27 protein-coding genes are annotated in these 26,689 nt (G+C 42.1%); 23 read left to right on the top strand and 4 right to left on the bottom strand.

What is annotated here, in order from left to right; translation table 11 throughout:
• Nucleotides 1-115: 115 nt before the first annotated feature.
• The 8 genes from J2W55_RS18330 (at nucleotide 116) to J2W55_RS18295 (ending at nucleotide 6,219) form a co-directional block, all read left to right on the top strand.
• Nucleotides 116-976 carry a helix-turn-helix domain-containing protein gene (locus tag J2W55_RS18330; RefSeq protein ID WP_310098946.1) on the top strand — a complete coding sequence of 287 codons (861 nt, stop codon included), beginning with the start codon at nucleotides 116-118 and terminating at the stop codon, nucleotides 974-976.
• A gap of 64 nt (nucleotides 977-1,040) precedes the next feature.
• A complete protein-coding gene (locus J2W55_RS18325) occupies nucleotides 1,041-1,610 on the top strand; it encodes a DUF417 family protein (RefSeq protein WP_310098943.1) in 570 nt (189 codons plus the stop codon).
• A 28-nt stretch (nucleotides 1,611-1,638) separates the two neighbouring features.
• A complete protein-coding gene (locus tag J2W55_RS18320; RefSeq protein ID WP_310098939.1) occupies nucleotides 1,639-2,175 on the top strand; it encodes a carboxymuconolactone decarboxylase family protein in 537 nt (178 codons plus the stop codon).
• Between the two features lie 87 nt (nucleotides 2,176-2,262).
• Nucleotides 2,263-2,649 carry a DUF302 domain-containing protein gene (locus tag J2W55_RS18315; RefSeq protein ID WP_310098937.1) on the top strand — a complete coding sequence of 129 codons (387 nt, stop codon included), beginning with the start codon at nucleotides 2,263-2,265 and terminating at the stop codon, nucleotides 2,647-2,649.
• Nucleotides 2,650-2,840: 191 nt separating this feature from the next.
• Nucleotides 2,841-3,749 carry a helix-turn-helix domain-containing protein gene (locus J2W55_RS18310; protein ID WP_310098934.1) on the top strand — a complete coding sequence of 303 codons (909 nt, stop codon included), beginning with the start codon at nucleotides 2,841-2,843 and terminating at the stop codon, nucleotides 3,747-3,749.
• Between the two features lie 71 nt (nucleotides 3,750-3,820).
• Nucleotides 3,821-4,228: a VOC family protein gene (locus tag J2W55_RS18305; protein WP_310098931.1), complete on the top strand. Its 408-nt coding sequence runs from the start codon at nucleotides 3,821-3,823 to the stop codon at nucleotides 4,226-4,228.
• 8 nt (nucleotides 4,229-4,236) lie between these two features.
• Nucleotides 4,237-4,851, top strand: a complete 615-nt coding sequence (locus tag J2W55_RS18300) for a YdeI/OmpD-associated family protein (RefSeq protein WP_310098928.1) — start codon at nucleotides 4,237-4,239, stop codon at nucleotides 4,849-4,851.
• Between the two features lie 801 nt (nucleotides 4,852-5,652).
• Complete coding sequence (locus J2W55_RS18295) at nucleotides 5,653-6,219, top strand: hypothetical protein (RefSeq protein WP_310098925.1); 567 nt, start codon at nucleotides 5,653-5,655, stop codon at nucleotides 6,217-6,219.
• A 317-nt stretch (nucleotides 6,220-6,536) separates the two neighbouring features.
• On the opposite strand, the gene J2W55_RS18290 is transcribed toward J2W55_RS18295, so the two are convergent.
• Both J2W55_RS18290 and J2W55_RS18285 read right to left on the bottom strand, forming a co-directional pair.
• Nucleotides 6,537-6,752 carry a hypothetical protein gene (locus J2W55_RS18290; RefSeq protein WP_310099092.1) on the bottom strand — a complete coding sequence of 72 codons (216 nt, stop codon included), beginning with the start codon at nucleotides 6,750-6,752 and terminating at the stop codon, nucleotides 6,537-6,539.
• A gap of 430 nt (nucleotides 6,753-7,182) precedes the next feature.
• Complete coding sequence (locus J2W55_RS18285; protein ID WP_310098923.1) at nucleotides 7,183-7,539, bottom strand: RNA recognition motif domain-containing protein; 357 nt, start codon at nucleotides 7,537-7,539, stop codon at nucleotides 7,183-7,185.
• Between the two features lie 753 nt (nucleotides 7,540-8,292).
• Between J2W55_RS18285 and J2W55_RS18280 the strand changes: the two genes are divergently transcribed.
• The 6 genes from J2W55_RS18280 to J2W55_RS18255 all read left to right on the top strand — a co-directional run bounded on the left by J2W55_RS18280 (nucleotide 8,293) and on the right by J2W55_RS18255 (nucleotide 12,686).
• On the top strand, nucleotides 8,293-8,526 hold the full coding sequence (locus tag J2W55_RS18280; protein ID WP_310098921.1) for a DUF2630 family protein: 234 nt from the start codon (nucleotides 8,293-8,295) through the stop codon (nucleotides 8,524-8,526).
• 49 nt (nucleotides 8,527-8,575) lie between these two features.
• Nucleotides 8,576-9,649, top strand: coding sequence for an NADH:flavin oxidoreductase/NADH oxidase (locus J2W55_RS18275; protein ID WP_310098918.1), 1,074 nt, complete (start codon nucleotides 8,576-8,578; stop codon nucleotides 9,647-9,649).
• A 17-nt stretch (nucleotides 9,650-9,666) separates the two neighbouring features.
• A complete protein-coding gene (locus J2W55_RS18270; protein WP_310098915.1) occupies nucleotides 9,667-10,935 on the top strand; it encodes an NAD(P)/FAD-dependent oxidoreductase in 1,269 nt (422 codons plus the stop codon).
• Nucleotide 10,936: 1 nt separating this feature from the next.
• Nucleotides 10,937-11,212 (top strand): UBP-type zinc finger domain-containing protein, encoded by a 276-nt coding sequence (locus J2W55_RS18265; RefSeq protein ID WP_310098912.1) that lies wholly within the window; start codon nucleotides 10,937-10,939, stop codon nucleotides 11,210-11,212.
• 194 nt (nucleotides 11,213-11,406) lie between these two features.
• The gene (locus J2W55_RS18260) at nucleotides 11,407-11,907 is read left to right on the top strand and encodes a MaoC family dehydratase (protein WP_310098909.1); all 501 of its coding nucleotides are present in this window, start codon (nucleotides 11,407-11,409) and stop codon (nucleotides 11,905-11,907) included.
• A gap of 11 nt (nucleotides 11,908-11,918) precedes the next feature.
• The gene (locus J2W55_RS18255; protein WP_310098906.1) at nucleotides 11,919-12,686 is read left to right on the top strand and encodes an alpha/beta fold hydrolase; all 768 of its coding nucleotides are present in this window, start codon (nucleotides 11,919-11,921) and stop codon (nucleotides 12,684-12,686) included.
• Between the two features lie 144 nt (nucleotides 12,687-12,830).
• Here J2W55_RS18255 and J2W55_RS18250 read toward each other — a convergent pair whose 3' ends face one another.
• Together J2W55_RS18250 and J2W55_RS18245 are read right to left on the bottom strand one after the other, a co-directional pair.
• Nucleotides 12,831-13,580, bottom strand: coding sequence for an alpha/beta hydrolase (locus J2W55_RS18250; RefSeq protein WP_310098903.1), 750 nt, complete (start codon nucleotides 13,578-13,580; stop codon nucleotides 12,831-12,833).
• Between the two features lie 162 nt (nucleotides 13,581-13,742).
• Complete coding sequence (locus tag J2W55_RS18245) at nucleotides 13,743-15,521, bottom strand: sigma 54-interacting transcriptional regulator (protein WP_310098900.1); 1,779 nt, start codon at nucleotides 15,519-15,521, stop codon at nucleotides 13,743-13,745.
• A 285-nt stretch (nucleotides 15,522-15,806) separates the two neighbouring features.
• Between J2W55_RS18245 and J2W55_RS18240 the strand changes: the two genes are divergently transcribed.
• The 9 genes from J2W55_RS18240 (at nucleotide 15,807) to J2W55_RS18200 (ending at nucleotide 26,657) form a co-directional block, all read left to right on the top strand.
• Nucleotides 15,807-16,439 (top strand): hydrolase, encoded by a 633-nt coding sequence (locus J2W55_RS18240; RefSeq protein WP_310098897.1) that lies wholly within the window; start codon nucleotides 15,807-15,809, stop codon nucleotides 16,437-16,439.
• Between the two features lie 104 nt (nucleotides 16,440-16,543).
• Nucleotides 16,544-17,857: an alginate export family protein gene (locus tag J2W55_RS18235; protein WP_310098893.1), complete on the top strand. Its 1,314-nt coding sequence runs from the start codon at nucleotides 16,544-16,546 to the stop codon at nucleotides 17,855-17,857.
• 22 nt (nucleotides 17,858-17,879) lie between these two features.
• Entirely contained in the window at nucleotides 17,880-18,632 is a 753-nt protein-coding gene (locus tag J2W55_RS18230; RefSeq protein ID WP_310098890.1) for a M17 family peptidase N-terminal domain-containing protein, read from the top strand.
• Nucleotides 18,633-18,643: 11 nt separating this feature from the next.
• Nucleotides 18,644-20,563, top strand: coding sequence for an amidohydrolase (locus tag J2W55_RS18225; RefSeq protein WP_310098887.1), 1,920 nt, complete (start codon nucleotides 18,644-18,646; stop codon nucleotides 20,561-20,563).
• A 12-nt stretch (nucleotides 20,564-20,575) separates the two neighbouring features.
• Nucleotides 20,576-21,013 carry a DoxX family protein gene (locus tag J2W55_RS18220; RefSeq protein WP_310098884.1) on the top strand — a complete coding sequence of 146 codons (438 nt, stop codon included), beginning with the start codon at nucleotides 20,576-20,578 and terminating at the stop codon, nucleotides 21,011-21,013.
• Between the two features lie 12 nt (nucleotides 21,014-21,025).
• Nucleotides 21,026-21,499, top strand: coding sequence for a Dps family protein (locus J2W55_RS18215; RefSeq protein WP_310098881.1), 474 nt, complete (start codon nucleotides 21,026-21,028; stop codon nucleotides 21,497-21,499).
• A gap of 4 nt (nucleotides 21,500-21,503) precedes the next feature.
• Entirely contained in the window at nucleotides 21,504-22,184 is a 681-nt protein-coding gene (locus tag J2W55_RS18210) for a YoaK family protein (RefSeq protein ID WP_310098878.1), read from the top strand.
• Between the two features lie 341 nt (nucleotides 22,185-22,525).
• Nucleotides 22,526-24,670, top strand: a complete 2,145-nt coding sequence (locus tag J2W55_RS18205; RefSeq protein ID WP_310098875.1) for a tetratricopeptide repeat-containing sensor histidine kinase — start codon at nucleotides 22,526-22,528, stop codon at nucleotides 24,668-24,670.
• Nucleotides 24,671-24,716: 46 nt separating this feature from the next.
• On the top strand, nucleotides 24,717-26,657 hold the full coding sequence (locus J2W55_RS18200; protein WP_310098873.1) for a sigma 54-interacting transcriptional regulator: 1,941 nt from the start codon (nucleotides 24,717-24,719) through the stop codon (nucleotides 26,655-26,657).
• The last annotated feature ends 32 nt before the right edge of the window (nucleotides 26,658-26,689 follow it).

The following is a 26,689-nucleotide window of genomic DNA, read 5'->3' as shown; positions in this document are numbered from 1 at the left end:
CATTGTAAGATATCGCGTGCAAAGGAAAGGGACCTGGATATAGAAGAGACAAGCGTAAGAAAATCATAACTTTAAAACGCGGTAGCGACTATCATCACAACAGCATCCATTAATTATGAAAGAGGTCTTATCAAGAGCAGGGGAGTATTTGCTCAGTTTAAAGAAAACAGATACCGGTCTGTTAAGTACCCCCGTACAATTTTCGGAATACACTATGCTGTTTATCCCGGAAGGAGAAGGGGTCTATCGCGCCGATTTCGGAACTTTTAATTATTCCGGCCCGGTAATCTTGTTTTCAACACCTTTGCAGGTAATTTATCTGGAACAAAGCCAGCCCGGCCCGGTAACCCTGCTGCAATTCCACGGCGACTTTTATTGCATTGAATACCACCGAATCGAAGTGGCCTGTAATGGCCTGCTGTTTAATAACATTTACATGCAACCCTGTATAACATTAACAAACAGAGATGTTCATGTTTATGCCAGTCTGTTACAGGATATAGAGGAAGAGTTTCGGCAGGATTCTCCGTCAGAAATCTTGCTCCGGGCGTACCTGCAACTGTTCCTGGCCAAATCAAGCAGCATCAAGGTCAAATTAATTGATAACCAAAACGGGACAAAGGAAAGAGATGGACAGATGGAACGCTTTCGGGAATTGCTGGATAAGCATTATCTCACCCTGCACAAACCCAATGATTACGCAGAGCTGCTGGCTATGTCGCCCAATTATTTTTCCAAACGTTGCAGCCGGTATTTTAAAAAGACGCCCTCGCAGCTGATCCAGGAAAGGATCGTACTCGAAGCTAAAAAACAATTGCACCTGACCAGGCTGAGCATTAAAGAAATTGCTTATGCTTTGAAATTTGAAGATGAATTTTATTTCAGCCGGTTTTTTAAAAAAGTGACCCGGGTTTCCCCGCAAACTTTTCGTGATAAGACCGGTATATCCATCGTGGCAGATTTGTCCAAGCAATAGCCATTTTTGTCCATGTCAGGCGGTAACGGGTTGGTGTAATTTTGATTCAAACAATAATCACATCATGAAGACTTCAATCATAAGTTCTATCGCCAATCTCGACCAATTCGGCAAAAAGATTATTCGCTTTGGCATCGTAGTTGTTTTTCTTTGGATAGGGGGGCTAAAATTTTTCACTTACGAGGCCGATGGTATTGTGCCTTTTGTAGCCAACAGTCCGTTCATGTCGTTATTTTACCATCACCCGGACGAATATAAAACCCATCAGAATAAAGAAGGCGAGCTGATCGCAGCTAATCATCAATGGCATATTGATAATAATACCTACGGCTTTTCAAAAAGACTGGGCGCATTCCTGGTAACGCTGGCCATATTCGTCGCGTTATATAAAGTAACGCCGCTACCAAGTCTGATCGCCAGTTTGCTGATTGGTATAGTTACCCTGGGCACGCTGTCCTTTCTGATCACAACCCCCGAAAGTTGGGTGCCGCATCTTACCGACGATCAGTTTGGATTTCCTTACCTGTCGGGTCGTGGCCGCCTGGTGATTAAAGATCTTGTCATACTTGGCGGTGCGATCATCACTATGAGCGAAACAGCAAGAATCTACCTGGATCGTCGGAAAGCAAAATAATTATAGACAACCACCTTAATTTAATAACATGAAAACAATTCAAGTTCCTGTCAGAGAACAGGTAAGTCCGGAATCGCAGACCATATTCGACCAGATGCAAAAACGCCTGGGCAAGGTGCCAAATCTATATGCTACTATAGGTTACTCAGGCAGTGCCCTTAAAGGATTTGTTGATTTCGAAGCCGCACTTAACCATGGCGTATTCAGCGGTAAAGAGCGGGAAGCTATTGCGCTTATCGTATCGGAGATTAACAGTTGTGCTTACTGTTTGGCCGGCCATACCTTAGCCGCTATGAAAAATGGATTTAGTAAAGAAGATACGCTAAATATTCGCAGGGGAGTAACTGCCGATGCGAAGCTGAATGCCATTATCGGTTTAGCGAAATCCGTTACGGTTAACCAGGGCCACGCAGATGTGGAAGCACTGGAAAACTTTTACGCCGCAGGTTTTGCTGAAGATGGAGTAATGGAGTTGATCGGTTTGGTGACCGTCAGGATATTTACAAATTACGTATTCGCGCTGACCGAAATACCGGTTGATTTTCCGCCGGCAGAGCGGATCTAAGCTGCTCATAGCTTAATCGTTAAAAAATATATCATAAAAAATCAAGGCGGTTGCTTTTACTTCATTTTACCTTTAAAAAACAATTTGATGACTACACCTAACGGAATAACTATCCGCAAAAGCCCTTTCAGCGTAAAGGAAACGATAGACCGTCTGCAGACTTTTTTGGAAGATCGTCGTGTAACGGTATACGTTCGCATCAACCAGCAGCAAGAACTGCTAAATGTGGGCCGGAAGATACTTCCACTGGAGTTTTTACTGTTCGGGAACCCGAATGCAGGCGGACAGGTAATGGCTGAAAATCCCGTTGCAGCCCTTGATTTGCCATTGAAAGTGATCGCCTGGCAGGATGAACAACAAGCAGTTTATATAGCCTACAATGATGCCTCGTTTATCAAAAGCAGGTATGGTTTGTCTGCGTATGTATCCGCTCCTTTAGACCTCGAATATATAATAACCAAAATACTATCATGAAAAGTCTCAAATGATGATCATACCAAGCCCAAATTTAAGCCGCTCTTAATTTGCTTGGTACACTTAGGCATTTTGAAACTGACGGTACCTTCATTTTCTAAGCTTTTTAAGTGCTTAGTATCGGAGTAATTAAAAAGAGAATATTAATCATCAAAAACATTTTTTAATTTGGTCTTCCTTTTGTGCCCTCAATGCAAAAAACAAAGACTACGCTTCCTTATTACACTGAAATAAACGACTTTCTCGCTTCGATACCCTGGCCGGCAAAAACCGAAAACCCCAATTTTTATTGCCTGCGATTAAAGCCAGTTGCCGGGCAGAAATTGGTTTACCGGCCGCCATTTAAACGTTCCTTTTACTTTTTTGCGTTGTTTCGTAATTCGGGTAAAATTGAGGTTGATTATGGCGATCAAAAGGTTTATGATCCTGATTCATATCTGGTTTTTCATTCACCTAATCTTATTTACAGCTTTGCACACAATAATGCATTAGAGGGCTATATTATCTATTTTAAACCTGAAGCTTTTTCATTTTTCAAACCCGATTTTCATCAGCGGTTTCCGTTGTTTGACTTGTTACACACCAACCTTTTCAAATTCGATCATGCAACCTTTAACAAGCTTGTCCCTCAATTGGAATATGTTTTTACCGCCTATGAAGAATCAAACAAAGACAATCATCTTGAAGCACGGTTAAAGGCACTGGGATTGTTTAGCCATCTTGAACAATTTGCTTTAGAACAGGATCGGGTGAACCGCCATGTAACTGTGCAACAACATCTGCTGAAAAGGTTTATGCAATTGATTGACAACCATTATATTGATAAGCATACCGTGCAGGAGTATGCAGATATGCTGTCTGTAACGTCAAACCATCTTTCGCAGGTAGTTAAACAACTTACCGGTAAAAACGCACTCAATTTTATTGCGGAGCGTTTGATTACTGAAGCTAAATCCTTAATACACTATACTAATCTCGAAGTAGCCCAGATAGCGTATCAGCTCAATTTTTCAGATCCTGCAAACTTTGGCCGTTTTTTCAGGAAGCACACCAGTTTGTCACCATCTGAATTTCGCAAGCGGCGCGATTTACGAAATTGACCGGATAATCCAAGATTTTGATAAGTAAGTTTTAATCAAACCTGGTTTCTTTGTGGTTCAAATTGAACCATATGCCAAGTAAAGTATTTATTAACCTACCCGTAAATGACCTGAAAAGGTCTATAGATTTTTTTCAAAATTTAGGCTTTTCATCTAGCCCACAATTTACCGATGAAAAGGCCGGCTGCATGATAGTGAGCGATAGCATATATGTAATGCTGCTTACAGACACCTATTTCAGGTCCTTTATAGACACGGATATTTGCGATGCACATCGTCAAACTGAAGTACTTATTGCCCTGGATGCAGCATCGGTAGATGAGGCGAAACAATTTATCAGCAAAGCCGAGTCACTGGGCGGGAGAATATATGCAGAAGCCAAAGACCATGGTTTTATGTATCAACACGGTTTTGCTGATCTCGACGGCCATAAATGGGAAATAGCCTACGTTGATATGAGCCAGTTTCCACAATCATAAAGATAGCTATGAGTTATAATCCAGCGGTTGATAATTATATTAACAAAGCAGAAGGGTTTGCGAAACCCATCCTTGAACATTGCCGTCAGCTTATTCACCAAAATTGCCCGGATGTAGAAGAAGCTATAAAATGGGGAATACCTCATTTTGACTATAAGGGTGACCACATGTTTGTGATGGCAGCGTACAAAGCGCATTGCTCTTTTACTTTCATGAAGGGCGAACTGATGGGCGATTCGCGTTTTAAGGCCAATAAAGATGTTAAACCCATTAAAAGGTTTCTTGGAAAGATTAACCAGCTTAACGATTTGCCTCCGGACGCGGAATTCAATGCACTGATCCGGGAAGCAGTGGAATTGAATGAGCGGGATATTAAAATAAAACGGGTAAGACCTGAAGCTGAGAAGCCTAAAATTCTGAAAACACCAGATTATTTCCAAACAGCTTTAGAAGGCAATCCACGAGCAAAAGAAGTTTTTGAAAGTAAATCAAATTCATTTCGCAAAGAATACGTTATCTGGCTTACCGATGCAAAAACCGAAGAAACCAGGCAAAAGCGAATTACTGAGGCTTTAGAGTGGATTGCAGACGGAAAGGGTAGGTTCTGGAAGCATCAAAAATAGCCAAACCAGGCAAATGAATATATTCTAAATTAACCTCAAGAAACCTATAACCTGGCAATAAAAAATTCTCCGTCACTTGTTAGGCTAAGATTATCCGTTCTGACACTATATATTGTTTTGCCAAAATCAGTAGAACGATGTTGTTTCAATATGAGTAAGGCCTATTCGACAACTATCTTGCGTATTTCATCTGGAGTAAATAAATTTAGCCCGATTTAAGTTTTAAGGTAAGATTAGAAACATCGGGATGGGAATTGACCTTATGGCCTGCTGGATAAGTATGAAAAAAGTAGATCGTAATTATCCAACTTGCTGTATAAAGAAACAACAGTGAAGATCGAAGCGTTAACCACAAATAAAAGCCTAAAGAAATTCTAATCCTGTTAAACAGATCCTATATTTAACACATGATAAAACTAACCTTACCCCTTATCGTATTTCTTGCTACCCGCTAGTTTTCATATGCTCAGTGGACACACGCGAATCCTAACACTGTTTTCAGTATACCGGGAATGTCGGCATTGGAGTCAGCAACCTAAATGCTAAGTTTACCGTTTACCAGGCTGCGCAATTAGGAACTGCAATTAAAAGCAATACCCTGCTTACCTCTATAAGCGGCTCGCCCAAAATCGTGATGAGATATTTTAATTGACAGAGTTTTAAAAGACGGGAACTCCTATACTGAAGACGCAGCAAAGACCGATCACTCAATATTAACATTCTTTAATAATATTAACGATTTGAAAAAAAGGAAATATATACTTGTTAACGAAGCTTGGTTTTACAATATATAGTATACTAATGAAAATAATTCAAATGATTATGATAATTGGGATATCAGTGTTTATTGTCTTTTCATGTGGTGACAAAAATTATAGAATAACGCCAGAGGAATTTAAAAATAGAGTAGAAGTTGATAAAAAGGTCTACTTAAAAGATAAAGAGCAAATTTATCAAATTATCCAAAAAATGATAAATGACAAAACCGAACCTTTTGATGCTCCTAAAGAATATGATCAAAATACCCAAATAATGGTTGATACCATAATTTATAATCAGGATCAAAACAGATTAATTACATTTATAATTAATAAAAACAGTACTGACAAATTGTTGAAAAAAGAAAATAAAGAGAGGTATTATTATAATTCGAATTATTTTTTCTGTTTAAAAGATACTCAAGGCAAAATTAAGATTTTTGAATTTAGTAATTTTAATTTAAAGTATTTTTATAATCTCCATGAAATTAAAAATGCTCTCTATAATTATTGTTTTATCAGCTATCCAGCGAAAGTAAACAAGGCAATATTCATTATAACATCGATGATATTAGATTTTGGGGGTCGAAAGATTTTGAATGGGTTATAAAAAACTCGAATTCAACCCAGTTGCCTTGACTTATTAAATCACTCAGTTTCGAGTGGGGAAATTAACAGCGCTCAATACAAGAAAACTTGGACTTTTGTGCGGTTTTGGATGCCTCCAGGTGAATAAAAACGCTACCAAGTATAAAGTGATATACGCGCATCATCACTCACGGGTATTAGATATAAACGACTTTGTTTCTATTGAATATTAATTTATTCGCAACTGTAAGAATCCCTTCATTTCTGACAAATAAACAGGCATACCTAAAAAACGGTACTTATCTGTTAATTTTGCATAGATGAACGATGTGAAAACTTTTAAGTGAAATGATGAACAGCAGCGGCCCGTTTTTGCTCGAAGTGATGGTTACCAAAGAAAATAACGTTTTCCGGATGGTGCCGCAGGGCTGCAGTTTGAGTGAGATCCGGCTTAAGTAATAATAAAGAAAGTGCCGGGGGAGGACTGAGAGTGATTGATGTTTTATTGTTGTTTTGATTTGAATGCATCTGCCCCTGCATTGTGGGGCAGGTCATACTTTTATCTTTGATTTAAAAGCGGGTTGATAACTATTTTAATTAGGTTCCGGAGCTCAAAAGGTTAAAAAATCGAGTACGATAACGTCTTTTAAAGAGATAGAATTGTGTGACGATTCGATATTTGTGATGCATGAAAAGTGTGAGAAATTTATTCTCTTTCACAAGCATAGTAAAGTCAGTTGACTTATGTAGAAGGTGGGCTGGGATATATAAGGTTTAGGGAAAGGCTGTATGTAATACCGCAAGACGCTATTCGGATCTTAAAGCAATGTCATTTTTGTTGAACGGCGCTCATGACCCTGGCGGCATATTCATTCACCATCTTATTAGTCCTTGGTCTATACAGGCAAAGCAGTAGGACAGGAGGTACCCTCCGCCTGTTTTTTTAAAGGTGAAATGTTTTATATAGTAATGAAAAGCTGTCGTTTTAAAATGTTTTTCGTGGCCGTTTATTCCTGCGGGCAGGTGTTGGCTCAGTAACTCCAATGTAACTTTGACGCCTGCCATCACGATCAGCCCTGTAGGGAAGCTCAGTCACCGGAACCTTTTCTGCAGTTTGCCTGACGGTAAGCAACCGGTCGCCAAGTGGACTCCCGTCAAGCGCTTCAATCACTCGGTCCGCCCCGGCCTGATCGGTCATTTCGAGAAAAGCATAGCCTTTGCATCGTTTAGTCTTTTTATCCCGGACAATCTTGATGGTGCCTACGGTTGCATGTACATTAAACAATTTGACGATGTCCATTTCTGTCATGTCCAGGGGAAAACCACTGACAAATAATTTCATAGATAAATACTGATATAATATGCAAATATAAGTACCATTTTATTAGGTTACCCCATCTTATTCCTTTTGATTCATCTGGCAGAATGCGAAGTGCAGGTAACGGTACCGGTATTGCAGTTATCCTGGAGTACACCGATTGTGTTGTCTATCAGCGATTCTGCGGAGAAAAACCAAAACCACTGCAGATGCAAACCGCCACTGGAAAGGTGTAACGGGTGTTTTCAGAATGTACTCGGTTGCATGGGAATGGATTGTAGAATAAATCCTGTTCGCTATTTCTTACCCGCTTTAAATTGAAAATAGGCTGGTGTATCACTTTGTGCATCGAACCTAGAATTTAACTGGATATACATTTTACTTAGTCGAAGTTTAAGAACACAATAAGCCCGTCGGAAGAAATACCCGGATGAAACTATTAACCGGTCGGGTACACTTTAGTAAATTCACGAAATGTCGTTGGTGCGTTTTTGTTTTAATAAATCTAAGTAGTTTATATTCAATTTGTTAATAGTGGTTCTTTTTTTGCACAACGGCGTTATGAGCATTTCCACTGCCAACAAATTCCTGTATAAGGGCATAAAATCTTACGACGAGTTAAAAAACAACCTTTCGAAGGAGGAAGCTTTTTTTCAGCCAAACGTCCTGCGAGTGGAACTCTCGCTGATAATTGCCACCTAACCGGAAAACCCGGCGGAGGTTGCGGAACCAGCGGCATATCGGATATCGTAATAAAAAAACTAAATCACTATAATCATGGAAGATAACCACGTACTTAATCACATCAAAAATTTAACAACTGGCGAAGAAGAGCTCTGGAGGAAAGAAAACCTTTCGGAACAGGATGTGAAAAAGCTACATCAAATAAAACTGGAACTTGACCAGTACTGGGATATGCTGAGGCAAAGGCGGGCGTTAAGGGATGTTAACGAAAACCCTGATCATGCTGAGAAACGGGACATCGACACTATCGAAAACTATCAAAAATAATTCAGCAAAGCCGGGTTTATATGGAACGTTTATATTAATTTCAATCATCATGTCAGCGACAAATCTTTTTAGCCCCCTTCGAATCAGGGGCATAGAGTTAAAAAACAGGATAGTTGTATCGCCAATGCAGCAGTTCAGCGCCGTAAACGGTAAAGTTGGGCATTGGCACATGGTGCATTTGGGGAGCAGAGCAGTCGGCGGTGCAGGCCTTATTATCACCGAAAGCCTGGCAGTGAACAAAGAGGGACGGAGCACCCATTACGATGCCGGTCTTTGGAATGACGGACATATTCCAGGCTGGAGAACGATCAATAAATTTATTCATGAACAGGACGCAAAAACAGCAGCGCAGATAGCACATTTCGGCAGCAAGGCCAGCAGATCGCACCCTAATGATGGCTTGCAATATTTAACACCCGAAAATGGTGGCTGGGTAACCAAAAGTTCGTCGGCCGTGGCGCCTTTTAATAATATGAGCCTGCCCCTGGAGCTTACCTTACGCGATATTGGAAAAATTAAAAAAGACTTTTTCGCTGCAGCACGCAGGGCGGTTTCAGCTGGTTTTGACGCCATTGAGCTTCATGCCGGTCATGGTTATCTTTTTCACCAGTTTTATTCCAATATCATCAATCATCGCAAAGATCAATACGGCGGCAGCTTTGAGAACCGGATCCGGCTGTTGGTAGAAACGGCAGAAGAGATACGTAGCATTATTCCTGAAGCCATGCCCCTTATGGTACGGATCTCAGCGGTAGATTACCTTGAAGATGATAAGGCCTGGAAAATTGAAGATAGTATCATATTAGCAAATATTCTGAAACAGATCGGGGTTGATCTGATCACTGCCTCGGCCGGTGGTTTTGTATTTCTTGATAAATCAAGGGTATTTCCATCATACCAGGTACCCTTTGCCGAAAAGATCAAATCCGAAACGGGAATCCTTACGGGTGCTGTGGGAGCAATTACCGAAGCACAGCAAGCTAATGATATCATTGCTTCGGGCAAAGCCGATTTGGCAGTTATGGCCCGTGAATTTTTAAGAGATCCGTATTTTCCTCTGCATGCCGCAAAAGAACTTGGCGGTACCGCAACTGTACCTTTTCAATATAAAAGAGCATTTTAGTCTGAATACTTATACCTATGGAAGCTAACAGGGCGATATTGGAAAAAGTTAAGGTTTATGGCAAACAGGAATCAAGAGATGCCTATGTGATCAGGGATTTCCTAAACAGGAGCGTGGTAACTTTTGAATGGGTGCCGGTTTCGGATGTGGACACTTTACGCTCTAACTTTTCATTAAACGTACCGGCTGATTGCAATCTACCGATTGTTGAATTACCCGGCGGTAAACTGTTATTCGATCCAACTATTGAAGATATTGCCTTTAACCTCGGCTGGATCAGTAAGCCAAAACAAAAGGAATACGATGTTTCTATATTCGGAGCCGGACCTGCTGGTTTAAGTGCAGCGGTTTATGCTGCTTCCGAAGGTTTAAGAACAGTTTTGGTAGAGCGCGAGGCCATTGGCGGCCAGGCTGGTACCAGCTCACGGATCGAAAATTACCTCGGTTTTCCCGGTGGCATCGCCGGTGCCGACCTCGCCGAGCGGGCCCGGCAACAGGCTGTAAAGTTTGGGGCGGAGATACTTCACATCCGGAAAGGGATAAAGGCGCAATTTATTGACGGCAAACTTCACGTTGATTTGACTGATGGCAGTAAAATAATAGCCAAAACAAATATATCAGCTACCGGTGTTCAATATAACCGGCTCGAACTGCCCCATGAGGATAAATTTATTGACTTGGGCATATACTATGGCGCCGGCTCCAGCGAAGCAGTGTTATGTGCAAACGAACATGTATTTGTTGTTGGCGGAGGTAATTCGGCCGGGCAAGCTGCGCTTAATTTTTCCGGGTATGCTAAGAAGGTGACGATGGTAATCAGGGGTAAAGATCTGGCAGCAACATTATCTGATTATTTGCTCAAGCGCATTCTAAAAACAAATAATATCGAAGTGCTTTACAATGCTACCATCACCGCGCTAAGCGGTGAAACTATTCTGAATGAAATTACAGTAACAGATACTGTTAAACAAACGGCTACCAATTACAGCACCAGGCTTGTTTTTGTATGTATTGGCGGTACACCCAATACCGATTGGGCAAAAGATACCGCAATTGTTCGGGATGATGCTGGTTACCTGGTTACGGGAACGGATCTTTACAAACCACCATTCTTAAGCAGGTGGAAAAGTGCCTTTACTCCGGCATTTTTGGAAACAAGTGTTCCCGGTTGTTTCGCAGCAGGCGATGTACGCCACAACTCTGTTAAACGGGTAGCATCTGCTGTAGGAGAGGGCGCAATGGCTGTTACTTTTGTACACCGTTATTTAACTGAAAAACACGCATAAAATGGAAAATAATATTTGTAAGCATCTGCAATTGTTAGTAGTGATCCCACCTGATAAATATTTTTGTGAAGAATGTGTAAAGACAGGAAGCTCCTGGGTACATCTCAGAAAATGTCAAACCTGTGGGGTTACACTATGTTGTGATTCTTCGCCTAACAGGCATGCATCCAAACATGCTGCGCACACCCATCATCCGGTTGCGATCTCGGCTGAGCCGGGTGAATATTGGGCATACTGCTATGCTGATGGTCAGATGATAGATACCGATCCTTATTAAATGCCTGACCCGGTACTTATCGCCTGTGTTTAAACTTTAATACGGCGCATTTATAAGCAATGCTCTTTTTTTCCGCTTCATAAATTGACGTTATATCGTAATTGTTATTAGACTTGATTTTTATTTAAATTGTTGATATTCAATAGTTTAAAATGTGGTTGCTTTTTTGGAACGGATGCTGAAAAAACAACAACATGAAAAACAATCCAAATGCACCAGCAGTATTTAATCCTGATGATTTCCTGATCGTACCAGCCAAAACTTTTGAAGAACTTCAGATCGGGGAGATTTTCAGGGCCCCAAGCCGCACATTGACCAATGCTCATTCGGCTGCATTCCAAACCGTTTCCTGCGATAACCATCCCGTGCATTATGATGAAGTGTGGGCAAAAAAGCATGGGCATAAAGCCCCTGTTATCCATGGGCTCCAGGTATTGGCTTTTACAGCTCCCGGTGCCACCATGTTCCCGCATGTAATTGGCGAAGTATTCATTGCTTTTACAGAACTATCCTGCAAGTTTTTAAAAGAAGTAAATGCAGGCGACACATTGTACGCTGCGCTGGAAATCATCTCATTGACGCCACAGGGGAATACGGGTATAGTGGAAACCGCCGCTACCATTCATAATCAAAATGGCGACCTGGTACTATCCGGTACACATAAGTATCTGCTTAAAACAAAATCAAACGCATAGCAAATCAAATCATGGAAAATATACCTTCAAAAAACACAGAGAATATTCCCGCTCAAAATAAAACATTTGTACTGGTTCACGGTGCCTGGGCAGCGCCATTTGCATGGGATATGGTTAAAGAAATACTCACCGCTGCAGGAAACCAGGTTTGGGCGGTTCAGCTTCCTGGACATGGCAACGACAATGCCGATCCCAAAACCCTACACATGGATTCCTACATACAACATGTAAGCGACGTTATTACCAACATTGGCAAAAAAGTAATCCTTGTGGGTCACAGCCTTTCTGGTGTGGTTATTTCAGGTGTTGCGGAACAAATTCCTGACCTGATTGAAAAACTGGTATTTGTTGCGGCATACGTACCGCAAAACGGGCAATCAGCGTATGCAATTTCTTTGCTGGATAAACAATCACTGCTTGGTGCTTCCCTGTTGGTATCGGATGATCAGTCTGAATTTGATATTAAACAGGAAGATATTATCAACATAGTTTGCCAGGACGGGGCAGAGGACATTCAAAAACTAATCCTTGATAACTACAAATCCGAGCCGGCTGCACCATTCTCCGATCCGGTAATGCTTAGTGACGAACGGTTTGGAAAAGTTACCAAGTATTATATTGAAACATTGCAGGATCACGGAATAGGTAACGATCTCCAGAAAGAAATGATTGCTGCAGCGCACATCAAAAATGTTTACGAGTTGAATGCAGGGCACACACCATTACTTTCCAGGCCATACCAACTAAGTGGAATCCTGCAGGAAATAGGACAGCAATAATTTAATAAATGAAAAAAGCCCCAAAAAGGCTTTTTTCATTTATCTTAAGAACAATAACTCTTCTCAATGCAAAAGCATTTAGCTTTTTGGGGATGAGTTTATTGCTTTAATAACTAAGCATGCCTTATAAAGCATGCAATAATATTATTTGCCGTTGGCTGCTGCTTCAATAACTGCTGCAATTGCTTTTGGCTGGGTCATAAATAGCGTATGCCCGCCGGTTACATTGGTTATCTTAGCGTTGGCGCGTTTGTACATGTTATCCTCAAGACCCATGTTGATGGTTTCGTCATTTGATGGTTTTACCGCGTATACCGGTTTGTTTTTCCAGGCAGCTGCTGTTACTTTATCTGTAAATGCTTTAACAGTAAGCGGGATCTGCGAATCATACATAAAGTCTGATTTTTCTTTGGTTTGCCCATTGGCAAAAGTTTCCTGGAAAGTGGCTTTCCCTAAATAAACGTTGCCTTTTGCGTCCGGCGCAAGTATACCTTTAGGTTGTTCTTTAACGGTTTGTACAAGATCAAGCGTTGATTCGCCGTCATTGGGTATAAACGCGGCTACGTATACCAAGCTTTTAACATTATCGGCGTTTCCTGCCTCTGTTATAACTGTACCGCCCCATGAGTGGCCAACTAAAACTACAGGTCCGTCCTGGCGTCCGAGTGCAAAGTTTGTTGCGGCAACGTCATCAGCCAAAGAGCTGGTAGGGTTTTGTACCAAAGTAACTTTGTACCCGTCTTTTACCAGTATTTTGTAAACTGCTTCCCAGCCCGAAGCATCTGCAAATGCACCGTGCACGATGACAATGTTTTTAATGCCGGTTGATTGAGCGTTGGATACTGATGGATTAGCTGCTGATAGTAAAATGGCCACTGCTGCAGTGGCTGCCATTTTGATTGTAGAATTTGTCTTCATTTTTCGATTATCTGGCAACAGATAACCTATAAACATACCATGAGTTAAAATTCTGTTAATCAGTGTGTTGGTTTTATTTTTTGATTTTGAACCTGACGTTATACCGTTGATTTACGATCAGGATGTAAGTTTGAGGGACTAAAAATGCTTTTTATTCAGGCCGAGCTTTTTTATTTTGGAGTTTAGCGTTGTGGCCGGTACACCTAAAAGTTTAGCAGCACCCTGCTCGCCGGAGATCCGCCCGTTACATATCTGCAGAACGGCGAAAATATGGTCGCGCTCATTTTCTTCAATGGTTTTTATTTTTTGCGGGGCGCCTTCACTATCTGCAATAGTTTTTAAAATAGTTGGAATATTGATTTCGCGGATAACCGGCTTTGTACTCAGCAATATCTGCCGTTCAATTAAGTGCTCCATTTCCCGCACGTTACCCGGCCAGCTATAATTGGTCATTTGCTTTATCGCTTTTTGAGCAAAGCCAGTCAGTTTGTTTCCGTATTTGTTAAGAAAATAAGCAGCCAATAACGGAATATCCTCAACCCTGTCCCGCAGCGGAGGCAAATTAATAGGGAAAACATTGAGGCGGTAATACAGATCTCTTCTGAAACGGCCTTGTTCAACTTCGGTAAGTAAGTCCTTGTTAGTTGCAGAGATGATTCTGACATCTGTTTTTATGGTAGCTTTCCCGCCAACGCGTTCGATCTCTTTTTCTTGCAGTACCCTAAGCAATTTTACCTGAAGATCTAATGGCAGTTCACCAATTTCGTCCAAAAAAAGCGTACCGTTGTCCGCAAGCTCAAATTTCCCAATCCGTCGGTCTGTCGCCCCGGTAAATGCTCCCTTTTCGTGACCAAAGAGTTCGCTCTCTATCAGGTTTGCAGGAATTGCGGCGCAGTTTACGCTGATCATAACCCTGTCTCTTCTCGTTGACGCCTTGTGTATGGCCTTTGCTATAAGTTCCTTACCGGTTCCGGTCTCACCCATGATCAAGACAGATGATGCTGAGGGGGCTACCTGATCCATAAGTGCAAAAACCTTGCGCATTTTGGGGCCGGCACCTATAATTTCAGGATAATTATGAAGTGCTGTGTCCTCCTGAGGTATATATAAAGCTTCGTCTTCCTTTTGCCTTATAAAGGCATTTATTTCGTCGAGCTGGGCTTTTATCTTTTTATAGGCCCGGGGAAACAGTTTTCCCGCATGGTTAAAAAAATCATCCAGCGAATTGGTCTCGTTTATTTGAGTAACCCGTTCAGCCAGTTTAGATAACAGGTGGGGATTGACGGCAGATTTCGGTCTCCCTTTGGAGATCTGTTCCTGGTCATTATTACCGGAGCTTGCGTACTGATTGTCCGGCGTTATTAGTTGCGCATGCGGTAAATAAAAAATGTCTGAGAGCAAGTCGGCAATGCTGCTGCAAAACGTCAGGCATTCTGCACTGAATTCTCCAGAGTTGTTATGGAGTTCAAGCGTACCAAGTATTTTGTTGCCTTTTTCAAGCGGGATGTAACAATGATATTTATAATGGGCTTCCCCGTTCACCAGGCAATGATTCTGGCCTTCTTCCTCTTGCCATTCGTCAATTGATTTAATGACCGGGAAGGAAAATTCGGCAATATTTTTTTGCAGTGCACTTAGTTCGGATGGTTGATTTATCGTTTCTGTATGTATTTCTGAAGTACCGCTTATACAGGTAGAGATGTATGCTTCCCTGATAACAGTTATTTGTTCGTCATAGACCAGTATCGCACCACAATCGATAGAGAAAAGGGGGTGAAGCCTTGTGAAAATAACATTAAAAAGGTTAATCAGCGAAACAGAATTGCTCAATATATCACCTGTGAACAGCTGTGATGACACATCCGTTGATGAATGCAAACTTATTTTTGAAAAGGTGGATTCGGATGCGTCATGCATATGATCAGTTATTTATGGTAATATTAAAAACTACTACTAAGAAGGAAAAGAAGATGACAACGCAGCAAATATGATCAATTTATTGCTTTTTTGGGCAGTTAGGTGTTTTTTAGACCTGGCTTCATGAACTGTTTTCCATTTATTGCATTGGCAGCATGGCCGGTTTACATCGTTAATTCACGAAATATCATAATTTATAAATTTAATAATTATCGTTAAGTGTCTTAATATCAGTAGTTGATCTGTTGGCATCGTTCGTGGATGATAAGCGTAAAAATTTATTTTATGAAACCATCACCAGACTTGTTAACTCCCGATAACCATGTATTGGTTCTGATCGATTTTGAAGGACAAATGGCATTCGCCACAAAAAGCATCGCTTTAAGTGAATTACGTACAAATACGGCAATCATCTCCGGAGCTTCGAAAATCTTTAATGTTAATGCGATCATTACCACAGTTGCCGAAGAATCGTTCAGCGGTCCGGTGTTCCCGGAAATAGAAGAATTCTATCCGCAGGCAACTTCAGGCTACATAGACCGTACATCCATGAATACCTGGGAGGATGAAGCTGCATACAAGGCCATCACTGGTACAGGCAAAAAGAAAATCGTTTTGGCTGGTTTATGGACGGGCGTTTGTATTGTAGGCCCGGCTCTATCTGCATTAAGCGAAGGGTACGAGGTATATGCCATTACTGATGCCTGCGGCGATGTGAGCACAGAAGCACACGAGCGTGCTGTGCAGCGCATGGTGCATTCGGGTGTTAAACCGATAACATCTATTCAATACCTGCTGGAACTCCAGCGTGACTGGGCCCGGCAGGAAACTTATGTAGCCGTAACCGACCTGATGAAAAAATATGGTGGTGCATACGGCATCGGCATTCAGTATTCTCACCGGATGCTGGCACACTAAAATAATGCTGCGGTTTCTGTTCTAACCTTTTATATCATCTTTTTTCTGTGAAGAGAATACTCTTATTATTATTTGTACTATGCTCGTTTTGCCGGCCGGCCACTATGGCACAATCATTCAAACTGATGCGTTATGATGAGGATTACAGTGCTTTTAAATCGGATACTACCGGTGAAATTTATAATAAGATAAAGTACATTGGGTTATCGGCAAACCGCAGCGTTTATCTTTCCTTCGGCGGCGAGATCCGTTATGAATACGCCGGCAGGTTTGATGAGAACTGGATAACAGGCCAGGACTACAATTATAGTCTGTTACAACGCTATTCTTTAAATACCAATTTACAGTTAGGTCGCCGCCTGAGGGTATTTACACAGGTTAACAGCGCCCTCGAAAATGGAAGCAAATACGGCCCTGCCCCGGTTGACGAGGATAAGCTAAACGTGCAGGACCTATTCGCCGAGCTACAGGTCTGGCAAAAGGATGATCAAAGTTTCTCGCTGAGAGCGGGAAGGCAGGAGCTCAATTACGGTACCGGCAGGCTGATCTCAGTTCGCGAGGGCACTAACCTGCGTCTTTATTTTACCGGCGCTAAAGTCATGTACAAATCCAAAAATTTTACCGTCGACGGATTTGCCATGATGGCAGATGATGTTTATCCGGGCGTATTTGATAACAAGCCCACGCATGAGGTAAATCTTTGGGGAGGGTATTCAACGCTTATTATTCCGAAACGCGGCAATTTTGATTTTTATTATCTGGGGACAAAAAATAACGATAAAGAGTTTGAAGAAGGCACCGCCCGTGAAACAAGGCATACCATTGCTGCCAGGTACTGGAAATACGGAGGCGGCTTTATTTACAACCTCGAAGGGGCATACCAGTTCGGTAAATTTGGGACGGGGAATATCAATGCCTGGACAGCCGCTATCGATCTGGGTTACGTTTTCAATACCTTAAAAGGTAAACCAAGTATCAATATCAGGAATGATTATATCTCGGGCGACAAGAAGAAGGGCGACGGAAACCTGCAAACCTTCAACCCGCTTTATCCAAAGGGGGGGTACTTCGGGTTCAATCCGCTTATAGGGCCGGCCAACCTGATCGATCTGCACCCCTACGTAACATACAGCCTTACAGGTTATTGTGATATCCAGGCCGATGTCGTCTTCAACTGGCGTTATTCAACACAGGACGGACTGTACCGGCCAAGTGGTAACTTTAACCTTCCGGGAGCAAGTAGTACACAAAGGTACATTGGCACCACCTACCTCGTAAGCGCCGACTACCGCTTCAGCAAGTTTTTTTCACTGAGCAGCGGTATACAATATTTTAAAACAGGGGCTTTTATTGCCGATGTGATACAGCCGACAGCAAACTCCTGGTTCTATAATCTTCAATTCACCTTTAAGTTTTAAAACTAATTCAATGTATAATATCATGAAAACATCAATCCTAACCCGGTTTAAAATGCCGGGACAAACTATCAGGCTATCTGCAACCTTATTATTATTACTAATCAGTACCGGTACAACCTTGCTGGCCCAAGACGCACAACCGAAGCTGGTCGCCGTTGGCACAACCGCTGTTTTAGGGAAGGCAGACGGTATAACCATAGAAGGCAAAGTGCAGAGCCCCTCGGGGCAGTCCACGCCGCTCCAGATCGTCTGCATTTTTGAGTACGAAGAAGGTGATCTAACCAGTCCACAGGCGCTTCCTGCCGCTGCCAATGGTCTTCTACATGTTGACGAGGCTTTAAGCGGCCTGATAACAGATCTGCGCAAAAACGGAAAGTTTTTAGGGCACCGGTTAGAAACCATGTTGCTTACACCGCCCAAAGACAGCATGCCGGCGCAAAAATTACTAATGATTGGATTGGGTAATCGTAAGGATTTTACACCGGACCTGATGACAGACATCGGCAGGGTTGGCATGCGTGAAGCCTTACGTTTAGGTGTAAGCAGCTATTCACATGCCAGCGATCTCAAAGATGGTGGTATTGATTCACCTACTGGCACTGTTGCGGTTAATGTGGTAAAAGGAGCATTGGAGGCGTATGAAACAGAAACATACCTGGTAAATAAAAAAGTATCTTCCCACAAGCCATTAACAAAAGTTACCCTGTTAGCCGGGCAGGCATTTTTTACACCATCGGGCGATGCCATTAAAGCCTATTTATCAACCAGAAAATAATAGATGCGGTTATGAAGAAAGCAGATATGGTGTTATTCAACGGTAAGATCCATACCGTTGATGCCAGACTATCGGTGGCAACAGCCGTAGCAATATATGATGGCAAGTTCATTGCCGTAGGCGAGGATGGTCCTGTATTAAAATATGCCGGTGAAGGCACGATTCTCATTGATCTTCAAAAGAAAAGGGTTATACCTGGCATTAACGATTCGCACACCCACCTGATCCGCGGGGGACTTAACTATAATCTGGAATTGCGCTGGGATGGTGTACCGTCGTTGGCCGATGCATTACGGATGCTTAAAGAACAGGTAGACCGTACGCCGTCACCCCAATGGGTACGGGTCATAGGCGGCTGGTCTGAGTTTCAGTTTGCTGAAAGGCGCATGCCTACGTTGGCAGAGATCAACGCGATTTCACCGGATACGCCTGTTTTTATCATGCATTTGTATGACCGTGCTTTTATGAACCGGGCAGCACTGAAAGCCGTTGGTTATACTAAAGATACGCCGCCGCCGCCCGGGGGACATATTGAAAGAAACTCGCATGGAGAACCAACCGGCCTGATTCTGGCTACACCCAATGCCTTAATCCTGTATTCCACCCTGGCTAAAGGTCCCAAATTATCATATGAGCACCAGGTTAATTCCACCCGCCACTATATGCGCGAAATGAACCGTTTTGGTATTACCAGTGTAATTGATGCCGGGGGCGGCTTTCAGAATTTTCCGGATGATTACCGCGTGATCCAGGAGTTGAACGATGAGGGCGAACTAACTGTAAGGATAGCCTATAATCTGTTTACGCAGCGGCCCAAACAGGAAGAAGAAGATTTTGAAACCTGGACAAAAAACGTAAAGCTATACCAGGGCGATGACATGTACCGCCATAACGGTGCAGGTGAAATGCTGGTATTTTCGGCCGCCGATTTTGAGGACTTTTTACAGCCACGCCACGAACTGCCCGAACAAATGGAAGGTGAGCTGGAACGTGTGGTGCGTTTGCTGGTTGAAAACCGTTGGCCTTTCCGCCTGCATGCTACCTACAACGAAAGTATCACCCGGTTTTTAAATGTATTTGAAAAGGTAAACCGTGATATGCCATTTAACGGCCTTCCGTGGATCTTTGATCATGCTGAAACTATTCACGAAAAAAATATCGAGCGTGTTAAGGCACTCGGCGGGGGCATTGCCATACAGGACAGGATGGCTTTTCAAGGCGAATATTTTGCAGACCGTTATGGCAAAGAAGCGGCACTACAAACTCCGCCGGTAAAAAAGATGCTGGATATGGAGGTGCCTGTAGGAGGTGGCACCGATGCTACACGGGTATCAAGCTATAACCCCTGGCTGGCGTTGTATTGGCTTACTTCAGGTAAAACCGTGGGAGGTACTTCCATATATGATGATAATAGCAGGCTAAGCCGCGCAATAGCGCTTGAACTTTACACGCGGGGCAGTGCCTGGTTCAGCAACGAACAGCAAAAAAAGGGATGTATAAAAGTCGGTCAGCTGGCTGATCTCGCGGTACTTGACAATGATTACTTTACCGTTGATGAAGAGGCGATAAAGTCTATCGAAGCAGACATGACTATATTAGGCGGCAAAGTAGTTTACGCTAAAGGCGTTTTCGCTCCACATAATCCGCCGTCTTTGCCCATATTGCCGGATTGGTCGCCAACAAAAATTTACAATGGCTATTTCCCGGGCAGCAATCATTTAGCTCCTGCATATTCTAAACAGGCCCAGGCCGAAAAGCGCAAATCAGATGAAGCTATGCTGCGGCAACAGATAGCTACTGCCGTCCATTCATGCGTTGGCAGTTGTAATGTACATGGCCATAGCCATAATGATGCACGCATGAGCAATATTCCAGTTGTCGATTATACTGCCTTTTGGGGTGCTTTAGGTTGTTCATGTTTTGCATTTTAAATAATAGAAACTATGTACGATATTATTAAACTGTTGCTTTATTCAGACCTAGGATCGGACTTATCTAACTGGGCTATGTTTGCCTTTCGTATACTGCTGGCCACAGAACTTTTTCGTGTGCACGGGATGAAAAAATTCAGGGGTAGCGATGGCAAACCCGAAGTTGTGCCCAATCCGCTTGGTTTGCCGCAGTTTATAAACAACCTGGTAGCCACACTCTCAGACACTGTTGTACCGGTGCTGGTGATATTGGGCGTGTTTACCCGTATGGCCGTTTTGCCAACTATCGGCATTACGTCGGTCGGTTATTTTGTAGTGCATAAAAACGACTCGCCCGAAGTCAGGGACGTTCCATTTATGTATACCATTTGTTTTTTGCTATTGCTGGCAACCGGACCGGGTAGTATATCACTCGACAACTATATTTTCAATCACTTTTTTAACATTTAAATATTTATAACAATGGAACCAAAAATCGGAATTTCAAAAGAAAACCTTAGCCAGGTAGCCCACGCATTAAACAAAATTCTTGCAGATGAGTATGTGCTTTACACCAAAACCAGGAACGCACACTGGAATGTAGAAGGTCCCGACTTTCATTCTAAACATCTTTTCTTTGAAAGCCAGTATCAGCAACTTGATGAAATCATGGACAGCGTTGCAGAACGTATCAGGTCGCTTGGACATTATGCGCCCGCTACATTGAAAAGCTTTTTGGGATTGACCCATTTATCTGAGGTACTGCATAGCAAAAATGACGGTGCCGGCTTTATCACAGAATTACTGAACGACCATGAAAGCCTGATCATTCACCTAAGGGAAAATATAAATATTTTTGCAAATGACCACAAAGATTTGGGCACAAGCGATTATGTTACAGGGTTGATGGAAACGCATGAAAAAATGGCCTGGATGCTGCGGTCACATTTAAGATAACACTATGGAAAATCAAAGAAGCATCTGGCTTGTGACGCTCATGTTATCTGCAGTAGCAGGTTACTGCGATACCGTCACTTTTGTATCCGCAGGTTCCATCTTCTCTGCCCATGTAACCGGTAACTTTATTGTGTTTGCCTACCAGATTATAAAGGGTTCTGACGTACAGGCCTGGATCAAACTCCTGACTTTTCCGGTGTTTATTATATCGGTGATCATTGGCGGGTTAATAGCTGCAAAATCGGCCAACAGATACAAAATACTGCTTGCCGAAGGGATAATTCTGTTATTGAGCGGGGTTATTTCGGAAGTTTTTATTCATACTCCCGGGCTTATCTGGGAAACCTATGTGGTTGTTATGATGGTGGTATTTGCCATGGGGCTTCAAAATGCATTTGGTAAGCTGTACGCTAAAGAAACCTATGGTCCCACAACCATGATGACGGGTAATGTAACACAGGCTTCGCTCGATCTTGGCAACTCCATCGGCTCGGCTTTTAAGGATCTCATATCCGTTCAAAGCCTTAAAAAACAAAGCTTAACTATTGGCGGCTTTTTATTAGGCTGTCTGGCGGGAGCGTTGCTGGCCAAAAGTTTCGGTTTAACCGTTATTATCCTGCCGGGAGCAGGTATGGTCATTTGTTATTTTAGCACCGATAAAAACGCACCAGTTACGGTAAGTTAACCTAATAATATTAAAGGCCATTGAAATGGCCTTTAATATTATTAAATAAACCACTCGTTAATGTATTAATCGTACGCCTTATCGTAATTTCACGACATATCATCAATTGTTTAAAACTGATTAAGGCTTAAGTGTAAGAATAACAGTCAATTACCGGGTGGTATTCTTGTTGGTGTTAATGCTTGATTTATAAACTGAAAAGCGTTTTTACCTGGCAGCCTCGTTTAGCGGGTATACATAAGATCACGAGGTATTTACACATTATGCGGTTAAAGATCTGTTTATTTATTTCAATGATTTTTGTCCCTGTCTGTGCTGGTGCGCAATGGGAACAGCCAAAAATGATACGGGAAAAATTGAACATAAGTAAGCCGGACACCGCGAGGGTCAATTTATTAATTGAGCTGGGGAAATATTATTTAAACAAACCCGGCGAACTTACAAACGACCTGGATAGCGCGTTATTATTTAACCGCCAGGCTAGGGGGTTGGGTTCGTCTCTAATGTATAACGCCGGTATAGGTGAGTGTATCATCCTGGAAAGCCGGATTTATCGTGAAAAGGGGGATAAACCTAAAGCCATGGAACTAACCCAAAGTGCTCTGCAATTTGCCATTCAGCATCGTTTGCTAAAAGAAACTGCCGACGCTTATTTAGCATTTTGTGATTTTTACGGCATTGAGAATAATGATCTTGCCGAACGCATAAAATATACAGAACGGGCTATCCGCTTATATGAAAGAGGTGGCTTTAAAAAGGAGGAAGCTGGTGCACTAAAATCGCTGGGCGATTATTATCACTTAAAGGCTGATAACTCTAAAGCGTTAAAGCTATTGGAGCAATCGTTAGCTGTATATCAGGCTATTCATTTTAAAGAAGTACAGGGTGTGTACGATTTACTGGGTTATTTATACGCACGCACGGGCAACGATGTACTTTCTCTGAAATATGGACTCATGGCTGTTAAAACTGCCAGGGAGGTACGGGATACCAGTATGCAGTTGTGTACCATATATAATCGCCTGGCAATAACTTATAATGGTTTAAAGAAATATGATCAGGCATATCTTTATTATCAAAAGGCATTAGATGTGGCGTTACGTTATAAGGAGACCAATGCCATACAGCAAATTAAGTTTAACCAGATCATATTGTTAATGGGTATTCATAAACCTCAGCAATCGTTGGCAACATTGATTGATGTTGTTAAAAAATATCCACCAAAAGACAACACCAGGCTTACAATAACTGCTTTATCGCTGTTTGCAAAAATATATATGGACATGGGCCAATTGCCGAAAGCTAAAAGGTTCGTGGATTCCTTGCTTTATTATTATCCGGATTTTGGAAAAGAATTTGGGTATGCCCCTTTTGTTAACGAGCCTATCATTAATTATTATTTTTTAAGCAGCCAGTTCGCTAAAGCGTATCCTTATTTAAAAAACAATGATAGTCTTGCCAGGATGAGGCATAATTTGACTACCATTGCCACAAACGAGTTCAATTGGGCAAGAACGGACTCAGCCTTAGGTAAACCAGTTTCGGCTCTGCTGCATTATAAAAAATATAAAATTACGAGCGACTCTATTAAAGACCTGGATCTGAAAAAGCAACTTTCTATTTTGCAGTTTCAGTTTGATGTTGATAACAAGGATAGGGATATACTGTTGCTTAAACAAAAAGGACAGCTGCAGCAAAATCGTATCAATAACGAAACAGTACTGCGCAATGTTGTGATTGGGGGCCTGGTTATAGTGATGATCTTTGCCGGTTTGGTATACAGTCGTTACAATGTTAAAAATAAGAGTAATATATTACTCACTATAAAACAAACCAAGATCAATAACCAAAATGAGTTATTGCTTAAGCTTTTACAAGAAAAGGAGTGGCTGCTTAAAGAAATTCATCACCGGGTTAAAAATAACCTCCAAATCGTTATAAGCTTGCTGAATACCCAATCGGCCTACCTCGAGAATGAAGTTGCTTTGGATGCAATCAGAAACAGCCAGCACCGGATGCAAACCATGTCGCTGATCCATCAGAAACTTTATCAGTCAGAAAATTTGTCGACCATTGACATGGCTGTGTATATCCGGGAACTGGTGGAATACTTAAGTGATAGTTTTGGCAGGGACAAAAATGTAATTATGAATATTAAGGTCAGTCCTGTTAAGCTGGATGTTTCGCAGGCTGTTCCATTGGGATTAATATTGAATGAGGCCATCAGCAACGCTATTAAATATGCTTTTAAAGGCACCACAAAAGGGAAGATAGATATCGGTCTGGAACCGGTAGGAAATAACAGGTATCTGTTATGTGTATCGGATAACGGCCCGGGACTGCCTGAAAGCTTTGATCTGTATAATACCGGGTCGCTTGGAATGAGCCTTATGCAGGGGTTAAGCCAACAGCTTGACGGTGACTTTTTGCTGGAAAACGAAAAGGGATTAAGGGTTTGTGTTACCTTTAAGGCCATGGAATTTTAATAGATTATATAATGTGTTGCCTGATCAACCGTTGGGTATAAATAAAATGAAAGAAAATATTTTAATAGTTGAAGATGAGTTTATAGTTGCAAACGATCTGAGGATCATGCTTCAGAAGGCAGGATATAAAGTTTGCGGTATTGCACCATCGGTTGCAAAGGCTATAGATCTCATCAAGGCTAAAAACCCTGACTGGGTACTGCTGGATATATTTTTGCAGGGCACAAAGACAGGTATTGACCTGGCCAACCAGTTAAGTGAAATGGGTATCCCGTTTATTTATATATCTGCCAATACGAATCAGGCCATACTGGAAGCGGCAAAGGCCACTGAACCTTATGGCTTCCTGGTAAAGCCGTTCAGGGAAAAAGATCTGGTGGTGATGCTTGATATTGCGCTTTACAGGCATCAGCAAAGCCGGAAATTCAATCAGCCGAAAGAAGCAACCCTCCGGGAACAGATAGAACAAATTGCTGCCAAAACCGACAGCAAGGATGAGAAGCTTAAACAGGTTGCGACTGCATTACAAAGCATCATTCCCTTTAATTGCTTAAATATCAACAAAAACGAGGCATCGATAGAGAGCGAGCAGGTTTACCTGATTAAGAATACTTTGAACATTTTCCAGGTATTGTCGCTGAACGCGGCGTTGGATGTAACCGGTGTTTCACATAGGAATTACCGGTCATGGAGATCATCGCCCCAGGATACCGGGAACCAGTTTTACAATAACTTTGAGTTCCGGCGTTTAAAAATGGACAGCTTATGGTTAAAGGCCCTAAGTGACCATTATAAATACCAGTCTGCTTTATGCTATGATATTCGTCTGGAAAGCGGCTACGTTTACAAGCTGACTTTTTTAAGTACCGGTTTGGATAGTTATAACAAGCTGCAACTGGACCTGCTGCAGAAGAATGCACCAGCCTTTAATCAATTAATCTCCGATATTCTGTTGAAAAACGATGCAGAAGTAAAACAGGTACGCACTGCAAGAGTTTCCCCGGCCCCGGTTGCCGCAGTGAGCACTCACCAAAGCTTTAATGGTATTATTGGGGAAAGCCCACTGCTCAAAGCCGTATTTAACAAAATAAACATTGTTGCACCTGATGAAACTTCGGTGTTGATTATGGGTGAAAGCGGGACCGGTAAAGAACGGATTGCACAAACAATCCATAAGTTATCACCAAGAAAAAATAAGCTTTTGGTAACTGTTAATTGTGCCGCGTTGCCTATCAACCTGATAGAATCTGAGTTGTTTGGTCACGAAAAAGGGGCCTTTACCGGCGCTACCGAGAAAAGGACAGGTAAATTTGAACAAGCGGATGGCGGTACTATATTTTTGGACGAAATAGGCGAGTTGCCACTGGAAGCCCAGGTTAAATTATTGCGTGTTCTGCAGGAAAAGGAAATTGAAAGGCTTGGCGGCAATTATACCAAAAAAGTCAATGTCCGTATTATTGCCGCAACCAACCGCAACCTGGAAAAGGAGGTTGCCGAGGGGCGTTTCAGGCTGGATCTTTACTATAGACTTAATGTTTTTCCTATAGAATTACCTTCACTAAGGCAGCGGAAGGAAGATATACCAATACTGGCGAACTACTTTTTAGACCGCTTCATTAAAAAAACAAATAAAAATGTAACAGGAATCAGCGGTGAAGCTATGCTAACGTTAATGGATTATGACTGGCCTGGTAATATCCGTGAGCTGGAACATCTTATCGAGCGAAGCATACTCATGGCTACTGGTGATTTTATAGAAAACATAGAGATGGCCAAATTGCCTTCGGCCGGTACTTTTCAGGTACAGGAGGGTTACCGGGTAAGGACGATGGAGGAAATGGAGAGGGAACACATCCTGGAGATCTTAAAATTATGCAAGGGAAAGATCTATGGCGAAGGCGGTGCCGCAGAAATGTTGAATATACCTTCTACTACACTCAATTCTAAAATCAAAAAGCTTGGTATTAAATATGAGTATGTAAAATAGTCGCCAAAGCCGCAACATAAAAAGATATTGTT

Source organism: Mucilaginibacter pocheonensis (assembly GCF_031456535.1).
GTDB lineage: Bacteria > Bacteroidota > Bacteroidia > Sphingobacteriales > Sphingobacteriaceae > Mucilaginibacter > Mucilaginibacter pocheonensis.
Note: the sequence above shows the minus strand (reverse complement) of the source record. Positions and strands in the feature narration are given on the sequence as shown.